We start from the raw sequence: 12,274 nt of genomic DNA, 5'->3' as shown, positions 1-12,274 counted from the left end.
ATTTTAAACTAATTTCCATTTGAATATCTTTGAGTCTCTAAAAATAACGGTCAAAATGAAAAAATATCTTCTGTTCCCGATTCTGTTCTCTTATCATATCGCTTTTTCTCAAAAAACAGAAAGTTATACCTTAACCCGGAAACAAATCGTACAGAGAGAATTGGACAAAGCAGCCCTTTTTCCTGTTTACAGGGCATTTGAATACCAGGATAAAGGTGGTGTTTACAATTTGGTTTTAGCCGAAAATCAAAAGATAATCTCAGAAAAAGACACGTTAAACACCAAAATTCAGGCAGTCTGTGTGCTGAACGATCACGGCGGTTTTCTCGAAAAATGGAAAATTAATGATTTACTGGAAGACTACACTCCTAAAGAAACCAATATTTGGTTCTGGACCAAATACTGCAGCACAAAAGACCTTGATGGAGACGGCTTTATCGACCCCGTAATTGTGTACGGAACCCGAACGGAATATGGTGAAATAAGAAGGGTTAAAATCATTACAGTCTATAAGCAGAAAAAATACGTAATCCGTGCTGTAGAATGTGATTTAGATTACTGCAGAAGTTTTAAAAAAGAGGCAAATTGGAACACGCTTCCCCAGAAAATTAAAACCTATATTGATCAACTGGTCGTGAGAATGAGAAAAGAACAAAATTTGATTTTGAAGGATGGATAATATTAGAAATACCAAATTCCAAATACCAAATTCCAAATACCAAATTCTAAATACCAAATTCTAAATTTCAGTATACATAATTAAAATGTTTTTTTGATTCCGGATGGTAAAATTCCATAAAGATATTCCGTTAAGAACAATCTATATCATAGAAACGTATTTCAATTCATTAAAATATTATTGGTCATATTATAAAGTTCCGTAGGAACATCTCTATTGCAGCAACGTCCCGAAGCTTCGGGATTAATCCGTTGAACAAATTACGTCATATATCAAGAGTTCCGTAGGAACGGATCATATAGTTCCGCAAAATGGATCGAACCTATGGTTCTTTTTGATTGGTATTTCGTTTAAACCGTTGAAATCTGGTGCTAAAATATTAAACGAACCTAACTGTCTTATTTAAAGCTTTTTCTTTAAATTTTCTTTTACCTCATCAAACCATTCCTTTTTCAAAATACTTAAAACAATAGAATCGCGACGAACATCGCTGTTTCGTGTGGGCATATTACTTCTTAAAACGCCTTCTACTTTACAGCCGATGCTTTTCATGGCGGCAATACTTCGTTCGTTGTTGTTATCGGCCCGAAATTCTACTCTTTCCATTCCAAGGGTTTCAAAAGCAAATTGAAGCAGTAAAAATTTACAATGTTTGTTTAAACCTGTTCCTCTGAAAGCAGAACCGTACCAGGTATATCCTAACTGCAGGGTTTTAAAATCAAGATTGATATCATAAAAACGGGTTGATCCTGCATATTTCCCGGATTTTTTATCAAATACAATAAAAGGATATTCTTTTTGATCTGCTTTTGCTTTTAAGGCCAGCCGGATATAATGAACCAGGTTTTCTTTTCCTTCAGCACCAACTAATGAAAATTTCCAGGTGTCGGGTTCATTCATTGAGATTTCCAGCAGATTCTCTACATCATATTCGTGAAGCGGCCGCAATACAACGAAATCATCTTCTAAAATAATACTGTCCGTAAAACTAAAATTTACTTTTTTATCCATATTTTGCTTTTGATTTTTCGATTATAAATAAGTACAGAAATTAAATAATGTATTGAAAGCTTTATTTTGACTATAAAAGTTATCCTCAAAAAAAAATAGCCCCTGCGGGACTATACTTTATTTATTCGCTCATTTCATCATAACGCTCCGGAACCTGCGGATCGTACAGCGGACATTTGAATTCTTCCATCACCTCTACTAACTGGTTCATGGTTTTTCCCTCCGTACCATAACAGTCGATTTTTACACTCTGAGACGTTGTAATTACCTGAAATGCTCCTCGTCCGTTATTATTCTTCCAACTGTTTTCATCTACACGTTCCCATTTTGAAAATACGGAGTTAATTCGGTTTATAATTACTTCCACCGGAAGAACAGCAAGTCCTTCTACCGTTTCTTTTTCAATAAGGGCTTCGTAAACTTCCTGATTGTTCAGGTAAATTTCATCCAGATATCTCCAAAAAAGTAATTCGTACATAAAAAATGGGGTTAAAAAACGTAGAGATGCACAATTGCGCATCTCTAAATATAGTAATTATTTCAAAAAATTCAAAACCTCTGTAACTTTGAACCTTTGCTCCTTTGCAGCTTTAAAAATTAATATTCAAATGTTCCGTATTCGCTGGTAATTGTCAGCTTTTTAGAATCGGATGCTGCTACCCTTCCTACGATTTGGGCATCAATATTAAATGATTTTGAAATTTCGATAATATCCTGTGCAATACTTTCCGGAACATATAATTCCATACGGTGGCCGCAGTTAAAAACCTGATACATCTCTTTCCAGTCAGTTTTAGACTGTTCCTGGATTAATTTAAACAAAGGCGGAACCGGAAATAAATTGTCTTTTATAACGTGCAAATCTTTTACGAAATGCAAAATTTTGGTCTGCGCGCCGCCGCTGCAGTGTACCATTCCGTGAATCTCTTTTGGAGTGTATTTGTCTAAAATTTTCTTGATAACCGGTGCGTAGGTTCTGGTTGGTGAAAGTACCAGCTGTCCTGCATTTATCGGGCTGTTTTCTACTTCATCTGTTAAGCTTACCTGACCGGAATAAATTAATTCTTCAGGAACGGCTGCATCATAACTTTCCGGGTATTTTTTAGCTAAATATTTACCGAAAACATCATGACGGGCAGAAGTTAATCCGTTACTTCCCATTCCCCCGTTATATCCTTTTTCGTAAGAGGCCTGTCCGAAAGAAGCCAGTCCTACAATAACATCGCCAGCCTGAATATTCGCATTATCAACCACATTAGCACGTTTCATACGCGCTGTTACTGTAGAATCTACAATAATAGTACGAACCACATCCCCAACATCGGCGGTTTCACCTCCTGTAGAATGAATAGTTACCCCAAAAGACTTTAATTCGTTGATTAATTCTTCTGTTCCGTTAATGATAGCTGAAATTACTTCGGCAGGAATTAAGTTTTTATTTCTTCCAATAGTCGAAGAAAGCAAAATATTATCGGTTGCACCCACACATAATAAATCGTCAATATTCATGATCAGGGCATCCTGAGCAATGCCTTTCCAAACCGAAAGATCTCCGGTTTCTTTCCAGTACATATAAGCCAAAGATGATTTTGTACCCGCTCCGTCAGCATGCATAATTAAACAATGCTCCTCGTCCTGAGTTAAATAATCAGGAACAATTTTACAGAATGCCTGCGGAAATAAACCTTTGTCAATATTTTTTATAGCGTTATGTACGTCTTCTTTTGATGCCGAAACACCTCTTTGTGCATATCTCTTACTGGAATCTGAACTCATGAAAATTAGTTTGTGTTGATGTGGTGCAAAGATAATCCCTTTTTTTAATTCTTTGAATGATTCGCATGCTTGATTCAAAAAAAGTTTGCCACGAATTACACGAATTTTTACGAATCTTTTTTTCTTAAAAAACAAAAATCATCCAATAAGGATGATTTTTGAAAAATAGAATTTGTGAAAATTCGTGTAATTCGTGACGAAAAACTATTTTGTAAACAATAGTTCTCTGTATTTTGTTAATGTCCAGCTTTCGTCATCAACTAAAAGTTCCAGTTTATCACAGTGATTACGAATATCTTCAAAATAAGGTTTCACTTTATTGCAATAGGCTTCAGCCATTTTTTGAGCATCTGTAAGCTGATTGGCTTTTTTTCTTTCATTGGTCATGGCCAGTACTTTTGAATTGATTCCTTCAATATGGCCAGAAATCTCTTTAATCAGCACGATCTGCTCTCTGGCAATGGTTTCAAATTCTTTACCAAAAATTTCTTTTAAACCTTTTACATTTTCAATTAAGGTATTTTGGTAACGAATAGCGGTTGGAATTACATGGTTTCTGGAAATATCCCCTAAAACTCTTCCTTCGATCTGGATTTTTTTAGTGTATTCTTCCAATTCAATTTCGTAACGTGCTTCGGCCTCAACATGATTAAAGATCCCCAATTCACTAAATAAATCTAAAGCCTGTTTAGAAACTTTGGCTTTAATAGCTTCCGGAGTTGTTTTAAAATTGCTTAAACCTCTTTTAGCGGCTTCTTTTTCCCAGGCCTCGCTGTAACCGTCGCCTTCGAAAAGGATTTTTTTAGACTGCTTGATGTATTCTCTTAACACATTAAAGATGGCATCATCTTTTTTCATGTCTTTGGTATCAATCAATTTCTCTACTTCGTTTTTAAAGTCGATTAACTGTTTGGCTACAATAGCATTTAAAGTAGTCATGGCATTTGAACAGTTTGAATTGGATCCTACTGCTCTAAACTCAAATTTATTTCCTGTAAAAGCAAAAGGCGAAGTTCTGTTACGATCTGTATTGTCTAATAATACATCCGGAATTTTACCTACTACATTTAGTTTTAAATCGGTTTTTTCTTCCGGTGAAAGTTTTCCGGTAGTTACGCTCTCTAACTCTGATAATACTTTTGTTAACTGTGCCCCAATAAATACGGACATGATAGCCGGAGGTGCTTCGTTTGCTCCTAACCTGTGATCGTTACTTGCCGTTGCGATAGAAGCTCTTAACAAAGTTTCGTTATCGTTAACTGCTTTAATAGTATTAATAAAGAAGGTTAAAAACTGTAAATTGCTCATTGGCGTTTTACTCGGACTTAATAAATTAACTCCGGTATCTGTTGCCAAAGACCAGTTATTGTGTTTTCCGGACCCGTTTACACCTTTAAATGGTTTTTCGTGGAATAATACTTTAAAATCATGACGCTCTGCCACTCTCTGCATCACATCCATTAATAAAGAGTTGTGATCAACAGCCAGGTTTGTTTCTTCAAAAATCGGAGCTAATTCGAACTGATTTGGAGCCACTTCGTTATGACGGGTTTTTACCGGAATTCCTAATAACATACATTCCTGCTCCAAATCTCTCATATAAGTAAGGGCACGTGTTGGGATCGATCCAAAATAGTGATCGTCTAACTGCTGCCCTTTGGCAGAGGTGTGTCCTAATAAAGTTCTTCCCGTCATCATTAAGTCCGGGCGGGAATTGGCCAATGCTTTATCAATTAAAAAATACTCCTGCTCCCATCCTAAAGTCGCGGTAACCTTTTTTACGTTTTTATCAAAATAACGGCATACTTCTGTTGCCGCTTCGTCAATGGCCGATAAAGCTCTTAATAAAGGTATTTTATTATCTAAGGCCTCTCCGGTATAAGCAATAAAAACAGTTGGTATACATAAAGTAGTACCATATATAAAGGCCGGTGATGTTGGATCCCAGGCAGTATATCCTCTTGCTTCAAATGTATTTCTGATACCGCCGTTCGGGAAACTGGATGCGTCCGGCTCCTGCTGTACTAATTGTGCCCCTCCGAATTTCTCTACAGATTCACTTCCGTCATAAGAAGTTTCAAAAAAAGCATCGTGTTTTTCTGCTGTAGTTCCTGTTAAAGGCTGAAACCAGTGCGTATAATGTGTAACTCCTTTGGCAAGAGCCCATTCTTTCATACCCATGGCAATGTAGTCTGCCAGCTTTCTATCAATTTTAGTTCCATGCTGAATCGCATCTCTCACTCCTTTAAAAGCATCTGAAGTTAAATACTGCTTCATTGCTTTTTCGTTAAACACATTTGATCCGAAAAGATTTGATTTTCGGCCAATTTCTTCAAAATGCACCGGTTTTCTGTTAGAAGCTTCTTGCAAAGCCTGGAAACGTAATGTTGACATGTTTATAATTTTAAAAATTCGTGTTATTTTTCATATAAAAAATGATCTGCAAATATAAACAAATAATGTGGCCTTTGAGAACTAAAAACAGTGAAATTAACAAAAGGATTTTTCAACGTAAGCGCCCTTTTTCAAAGAATAATGATCCCGTTGTAAAGAAATATAACAAAAAACCTCAGTATTCTTCATTAAATAAACATTTTTTCATAATTCCTTAACCTAAAAATTCAAAAACTTGACTTTATTTTTACGAATTTATTTTTTTCGGGCGTTAAAAATTATTCATTTTAGAATATACCCCTATCAAAATTGCGCTTCTCTAAAAAATAGTACTTCGTAAAACAAAATAGCCCCCTAATTTTTAGGACTAAAAAAATAAATCTATATTTGACCCAGCGAAAAAACAAAAAAAATAAATTTATATTATTATGGCTAAAATTAAGTTAGAGTACATTTGGTTAGATGGATACGAACCAACTCAAAATCTTAGAAGTAAAACTAAAGTTGAAGAGCACGAAAATTTCAAAGGAACATTAGAAGAACTTGGAAATTGGTCATTTGACGGTTCGTCAACAAAACAAGCTGAAGGCGGATCTTCTGACTGTCTTTTAGTTCCTGTTGCAATCTATCCGGATCCAACACGTATCAACGGATGGTTAGTAATGTCTGAAGTTATGTATGCTGACGGAACACCACACCCTTCTAACGGAAGAGCCACAATTGATGATGATAATGATGATTTCTGGTTTGGTTTCGAACAAGAGTATTTCATCATGGATACAAAAACACAGCTTCCACTTGGTTTCCCAGTTGGAGGTTACCCTGCTCCACAAGGGATGTACTACTGTTCAGTAGGTGGAAAAAACACACACGGTAGAAAATTAGTTGAAGAGCACGCTGATTTATGTATCGCTGCCGGAATTAACTTTGAAGGTATCAACCAGGAGGTTGCCTGCGGACAATGGGAATTCCAGTTATTCGCTAAAGGTGCTAAAAAAGCAGGAGACGAAATCTGGGTTGCACGTTACTTACTAGACCGTTTAACTGAGAAATATGGTTACTATATTGAATACCACCCAAAACCACTAGGAGATACTGACTGGAATGGTTCTGGTATGCACGCTAACTTCTCTAACACTGTATTAAGAACATGTGGAGATCAGGCAACTTACGAAAGAATCTGTGAAGCTTTCCGTCCTGTTACTGCTGAGCACATCGCGGTATACGGAGCTTACAACGACCAGCGTTTAACTGGTAAGCACGAAACTGCTTCTATCCACGATTTCTCTTACGGAGTTTCAGACAGAGGATGTTCTATCAGAATTCCTTTGATGACTGTTCAAAAAGGATGGAAAGGCTGGTTAGAAGACAGAAGACCTGCTTCAAACGGAGACCCTTACAAAATCGCCGCAAGAATTATCAAAACTGTTAACTCAGCGCTATAATTCAAAGCTTAGAATATATTCTAAAAGTGCCATTCTAACCAATGGCACTTTTTTTATGCCCTGTTTTTATTTTTTTTTTTCAAACCTCAGAGATTTATTCTAAACCCGACAGGTTTTTAAAACCTGTCGGGTTTACAACAGCAGCTTCCCAACAACCCATAACCAACAACCCATAACCAATAACCAATAACAAATAACCAATACCCCATAACCCATAACTCATAACTCATAACCCATAACTCACCTCCCTTCTTCACCAAAAATTACTTTTTAATTTAAAGTTCAAAACTTATCTTTGTACATCATTTAAAAAAATCATCATGATAGTCTGGACCCTCTTTTTGCTGGCCGTAATTTTTATTCTTGCTTTAGATTTAGGTGTATTCAACAAAACACCGCACATCATTAGTACCAAAGAGGCCAGTAAATGGACTTTGATTTGGGTAACTTTATCTTTTCTTTTTTCAGGAGTCATTTATTGGCTGTATACCACAGACTATATCGAAAACCCTGATGGTTTAAAACCGGCCGTAGCTTCCATGAAGTTTATTACGGGGTATTTGATCGAACTTTCGTTAAGTGTAGACAATATCTTTGTAATTGCTATTATTTTTGCTTCTTTTAAAATTCCGCAAAAATACCAGCACCGCGTTTTATTCTGGGGAATTCTGGGAGCCATTGTTTTCCGTGGATTAATGATTTTCTTCGGGGTTATGCTGATTAACAAATTCTCATGGACCACTTATCTGTTTGGCATCTTCCTGATTTTTACCGCTGTAAAAATGCTTTTCTCGGGCGAAGAAGAAGACTTTCACCCGAAAGATTCTTTTGTTTATAAAACATTAGGAAAGGTGATGCCGATTACCTCAGAAATGGATGGAGAGAAATTTTTTATCTCAACTAAAACAGCTAAGAGAGCAGCAACTCCGTTATTTGTAGCTTTAATTGTGATTGAGGTTATGGATGTTTTGTTTGCCGTTGACAGCGTTCCGGCAATTCTGGCCATTACCAAAGATCCGTTTTTAGTATTCAGTTCTAATATTTTTGCGATTCTCGGACTGCGTTCTATGTATTTCTTCCTGGCTAATATGCTGGCAAAATTTAGTTATTTAGAATACAGCTTAGTAGCTATTTTAGCTTTTGTGGGATTAAAAATGTTACTGCATGATTTTATTCACGTTCCGGAATGGGCTTCTTTAGGATTTATAGCCCTTTCGCTTTTAGTTGGAATTTTGGTTTCGCTTAAATTTGGAAAAGAAAAAGAACTTACGGATTTAAATGAAGAATAAGTAATCTTCTATATACTATCATAAAAAAGGGAATCGTCATGATTCCTTTTTTTATTCCTTCCAATATGCAAAAAACAATACTATTCCTACTTTTAACAATTAAAATTAGGAAATGTCTTATTTTAAATAGTATGTTTGTCTCATTATAAACCTATTATTATTTTATCATGAGAAAAAATTACCTTTACGCCGTTTTTATTTTTCTTTTAGCCTTTACTTCATTTGGGCAAAAAGTTACCCTTACTCCTACTCTCGTTAATGGTGCCGCATTTAACGGCAGCTCTGTTAATCTGGGCGGAACCCCAAACTCCAGTGTTTCTTTGAGTGTTAAAGTTGATATGCCAACGATTCCGGACAACAACGGTACGCTGACAATTTATGTAGTAAACAACCTGAATCCTACTGTTGCCAATGGCGGCAGTACCGCACCGCTTTCTTTTAACGGCGGCAAAACAGCTTCAAAAGGTTATGTAATTGAAATTGCCTGGAACAGCATTTCTACAGTAGGCGGACAGCTTTATGCCGAATACAAAACCAGTGGTGGTACCGCTTACAAAAGCGCCTCTATTGCGGTTACCAAAAGCCCGACTATGAATGCAGGCGTAAACCCGCCGGCAGATGCACCGGATCCTTCAAAAGTAACCAATACCTTATGCTGTAACCAAACCGTAAGATTAGGAGACAAACCGGCTCCTATAACCGGTTCTCAATATTTAAATCCTTATCAGGGACAATCCTACGGAATAAGTTCTTCCTGGGATGTAAACGGGAATCCGTCTGTTCAAATTTTAAATCTGGATAATGCCAACAAAGTTTTGACCCTTGATTATATAACTGAACAAAAAAACTTTACCGTTATCCGAAGTTTAGGCTACGCGGGAGTTGCCAACAAGCCTAATAAAAGTAATACTGTAAATATTACGGTTGTACCATCGCCAATAATAAATAATGAGATATCAATTAACGGAGCAACACCGAACTCAGAAGGTTTTGTTGAAATTATAAACACTAATCCAAAATCAATTACAGGGAGCAGAACTGAAACATCAGTAAACTTAAATATCCTTCAAGACCCTTTTCATACACCACAAAGAGGAGATACTTTTGCTGAAATCGAAAAATATGAATGGGAATATCTTAATACAAATGAAGGAACAAGCAATTGGAAAAACATTGAAGGAGCTAACAAACCTTCTTTAAATTACTTTAGCCCTGTTGACATGAAAACAAATAAAGACAACTACTTTTTATTAAGAAGAATTGCATATTACAAAAACATAAAAAAAACAAGTAATACACTAAAGATATTACTTCGTGCGATTAGAAATAATAATGAAATATGCTGTGACCAAACATTAAAAATTACTTCTCCCGGAATAATTGAATCTCCCATAACTATTATTGGATCAAATGCAACAATCGAGGACGAAACATTTAATGGAACAAATTTATCATATAACGTATCTTATCAATGGCAAAGCCAACCAATCATAAACAGAACAATAGGAGAATGGTCAAATATTTCTGGTGCTACATCTAGAGATTATCTACCTCCCGCCCTTCTATTTGTAAAAAACAGTCGTGGAAGCTTAATTATTGAAAAAACATACAACTATCGACGTATAGCAGTAATTAACTATCAATATTATAATTCAAAATGGATCTATGGAAAATTATCTAGCTATAGTAATGAAACCTTCTTACAGAGCAATTCAGATAAACTATCTCTAACAATATATCCAAATCCAGTTTCTTCAATTTTAAACATCGAAAGCACAATGGATATTTCAAATTCAAAAGTAAGCATAACCGATGTAACAGGAAATTCAAAATATTACAACTATTCCATAATTAATTCAAGTTCAATAAGCATTGATGTATCACAACTAAAAACTGGCACATACTTTGTTAATATTGAAAACAGAGCAGTATTTAGAAGTACATTTATCAAAATAAATTGATCCATAAAAAAAAGGAGATCTAATGATCTCCTTTTTTATTCATATTAACTTAATTAAGTTTTTTAACATTGCTATCATCAATATTATATTTCGCTATAACCGCATTATAATCTGAGTAATCCGCCTTTGCTTTTTTAGCATTTATACCATCATCACCTGGAAGTATAACAATTCTAAATACTTTCCCTAACCTAAAACTACTTGGCAACTGAGAAAAATCACTTAAACTACCATCAATAAAAACCGTCACTCTATTTTTTGAAAAAGTGTATTTATATTGAGCCGTTTCTAAACCATCGTTGAAGTAATAGATTTGAGGTAATAACGCCCAACTATCCCCTCCAGCAGTACCAACTAGTTCATATACTAAAATATTATCTCCAGATAACATACCTGAAGGCGTACTAGTCACAGCAAAACTCGGACCAACGAAATTAGCATCTATCTCATAAACATAAGGAATCGGAGCATCTAATCCTGGAGGCCCTTCTGGTCCTTCACAACTTGTAAACGCTACCAATCCAACAATTGCGAAAAGTGTAAGTATCTTTTTCATAATATTATTTTTTTTAAGGTTTGTACTATAAAGGTATTCCAAAAATCAAACCAAAAAAAATCTTAAATCTTAAAATTCGCTATTTTTTTTACTTACTTTTTTGCAACTACCTGATTTTTAAACAAAATTTTACTAAAAAACAATATATGATACGGCAGAGAATTTTCCCAATATTCCCAGGTATGCGCTCCCGGGCGTTCGGTATAATCGTGTTCTACTTTATTGTATACCAGTCGACGGTGCAGTTCACGGTTGGGTTCTATTAAAAAATCATCCACTCCACAGTCAATCACGAGCTGCAGTTTGTTGGCTTTTATTTTATCAAGCATTCCCATTACAGCGTGCTGGTTGTATAATTCTGAATTATCACTTCGGTCACCAAAAACCGGCTGCATCAGTTTGACCACCTGTGCCGAAGATTCTCTGTTGAGCATCGTTCCCATATCTACGGCTCCACTCATACTTCCGGCCGCACAAAACAAATCGGGATGTCTGGCCGAGAGATAAAGCGCTCCGTGTCCGCCCATGGAAAGTCCGGTAATCACCCTGCCCGATTTATTGGCAATGGTTTTATAGGTTTTATCTACTTTTTGAATTACTTCCTGCGTTATAAAAGTCTCAAACTGACTTTCTTTGTTTACCGGACTGTCCAGATAAAAGCTGAAAGTTTCCCCTTCAGGCATTACAATAATTAAATTATACTGATCGGATAAGTTTTGTACTAATTTTTTATTGGGTGTATTTTTTAACCAGTCGCTAAAATGTCCGTATGCGCCATGTAAAAGGTACATAACCGGAAAAGCAGTTTTGCTTTTTGCGTAAGAATTGGGCAGTACCACAGCCGCTTTGTAGGTTTTATTCATAGCGGTGCTGGCAATTTGTAAAGTATCCACTTTTGCTGCGTATGTCAGAGACGAAAGACACAGAAAAACGGCCATTACTAAAAATTTGATGTTTTTCATTTTTGATAGTTTTTTTTCGATTAAAGGAATGTAAATATACCTTTTTTCCGAATAAAAAAATCAGGCACTCTCAATAGCTATCAGGATTTCGGGATTCTTCAAATTAGATTATAACAAATTATAGTTTTCTGCCACTGAGTGCACAAATTAAAAGGATTTATATGCTGGAATGAAAAAGAAATAGCCGCGAATTACTCCAAT

Annotated in this window: 10 protein-coding genes; 4 read left to right on the top strand and 6 right to left on the bottom strand. The window is 35.7% G+C overall.

The features are described 5' to 3' along the window. Window positions 1-55 precede the first annotated feature (55 nt). On the top strand, window positions 56-679 hold the full coding sequence (locus ACODST_RS05405; RefSeq protein WP_488931095.1) for a M949_RS01915 family surface polysaccharide biosynthesis protein: 624 nt from the start codon (window positions 56-58) through the stop codon (window positions 677-679). Between the two features lie 402 nt (window positions 680-1,081). On the opposite strand, the gene ACODST_RS05400 is transcribed toward ACODST_RS05405, so the two are convergent. The 4 genes from ACODST_RS05400 to ACODST_RS05385 form a co-directional block, all read right to left on the bottom strand. Next, window positions 1,082-1,690 carry a GNAT family N-acetyltransferase gene (locus ACODST_RS05400; RefSeq protein WP_488931094.1) on the bottom strand — a complete coding sequence of 203 codons (609 nt, stop codon included), beginning with the start codon at window positions 1,688-1,690 and terminating at the stop codon, window positions 1,082-1,084. Window positions 1,691-1,811: 121 nt separating this feature from the next. Next, a complete protein-coding gene (locus tag ACODST_RS05395; RefSeq protein WP_488931093.1) occupies window positions 1,812-2,168 on the bottom strand; it encodes a hypothetical protein in 357 nt (118 codons plus the stop codon). Between the two features lie 119 nt (window positions 2,169-2,287). Beyond that, a complete protein-coding gene (locus tag ACODST_RS05390; RefSeq protein ID WP_488931092.1) occupies window positions 2,288-3,466 on the bottom strand; it encodes an AIR synthase related protein in 1,179 nt (392 codons plus the stop codon). A 204-nt stretch (window positions 3,467-3,670) separates the two neighbouring features. After that, the gene (locus tag ACODST_RS05385) at window positions 3,671-5,860 is read right to left on the bottom strand and encodes a glutamine synthetase III family protein (RefSeq protein ID WP_488931091.1); all 2,190 of its coding nucleotides are present in this window, start codon (window positions 5,858-5,860) and stop codon (window positions 3,671-3,673) included. Window positions 5,861-6,288: 428 nt separating this feature from the next. On the opposite strand from ACODST_RS05385, the gene ACODST_RS05380 reads away from it, so the two are divergent. The 3 genes from ACODST_RS05380 to ACODST_RS05370 all read left to right on the top strand — a co-directional run bounded on the left by ACODST_RS05380 (window position 6,289) and on the right by ACODST_RS05370 (window position 10,555). Continuing rightward, complete coding sequence (locus ACODST_RS05380) at window positions 6,289-7,305, top strand: glutamine synthetase beta-grasp domain-containing protein (RefSeq protein WP_184164074.1); 1,017 nt, start codon at window positions 6,289-6,291, stop codon at window positions 7,303-7,305. Window positions 7,306-7,625: 320 nt separating this feature from the next. Next, window positions 7,626-8,594: a TerC family protein gene (locus ACODST_RS05375; protein WP_488931090.1), complete on the top strand. Its 969-nt coding sequence runs from the start codon at window positions 7,626-7,628 to the stop codon at window positions 8,592-8,594. Between the two features lie 167 nt (window positions 8,595-8,761). Beyond that, a complete protein-coding gene (locus ACODST_RS05370; protein WP_488931089.1) occupies window positions 8,762-10,555 on the top strand; it encodes a T9SS type A sorting domain-containing protein in 1,794 nt (597 codons plus the stop codon). Between the two features lie 49 nt (window positions 10,556-10,604). Here ACODST_RS05370 and ACODST_RS05365 read toward each other — a convergent pair whose 3' ends face one another. After that, on the bottom strand, window positions 10,605-11,111 hold the full coding sequence (locus ACODST_RS05365) for a hypothetical protein (protein WP_488931088.1): 507 nt from the start codon (window positions 11,109-11,111) through the stop codon (window positions 10,605-10,607). Window positions 11,112-11,203: 92 nt separating this feature from the next. Further along, complete coding sequence (locus tag ACODST_RS05360; protein WP_488931087.1) at window positions 11,204-12,073, bottom strand: alpha/beta hydrolase; 870 nt, start codon at window positions 12,071-12,073, stop codon at window positions 11,204-11,206. Window positions 12,074-12,274 lie beyond the last annotated feature (201 nt).

Source organism: Flavobacterium sp. FG19, from assembly GCF_057809475.1.
This window is presented reverse-complemented; position numbering and strand designations above follow the sequence as displayed.

Coding starts and splice junctions, on each gene's coding strand:
- ACODST_RS05405 (WP_488931095.1), top strand. CDS start 56: ATGAAAAAATATCTTCTGTTCCCGATTCTGTTCTCTTATCATATCGCT.
- ACODST_RS05400 (WP_488931094.1), bottom strand. CDS start 1,690: ATGGATAAAAAAGTAAATTTTAGTTTTACGGACAGTATTATTTTAGAA.
- ACODST_RS05370 (WP_488931089.1), top strand. CDS start 8,762: ATGAGAAAAAATTACCTTTACGCCGTTTTTATTTTTCTTTTAGCCTTT.
- ACODST_RS05380 (WP_184164074.1), top strand. CDS start 6,289: ATGGCTAAAATTAAGTTAGAGTACATTTGGTTAGATGGATACGAACCA.
- ACODST_RS05360 (WP_488931087.1), bottom strand. CDS start 12,073: ATGAAAAACATCAAATTTTTAGTAATGGCCGTTTTTCTGTGTCTTTCG.
- ACODST_RS05395 (WP_488931093.1), bottom strand. CDS start 2,168: ATGTACGAATTACTTTTTTGGAGATATCTGGATGAAATTTACCTGAAC.
- ACODST_RS05385 (WP_488931091.1), bottom strand. CDS start 5,860: ATGTCAACATTACGTTTCCAGGCTTTGCAAGAAGCTTCTAACAGAAAA.
- ACODST_RS05365 (WP_488931088.1), bottom strand. CDS start 11,111: ATGAAAAAGATACTTACACTTTTCGCAATTGTTGGATTGGTAGCGTTT.
- ACODST_RS05390 (WP_488931092.1), bottom strand. CDS start 3,466: ATGAGTTCAGATTCCAGTAAGAGATATGCACAAAGAGGTGTTTCGGCA.
- ACODST_RS05375 (WP_488931090.1), top strand. CDS start 7,626: ATGATAGTCTGGACCCTCTTTTTGCTGGCCGTAATTTTTATTCTTGCT.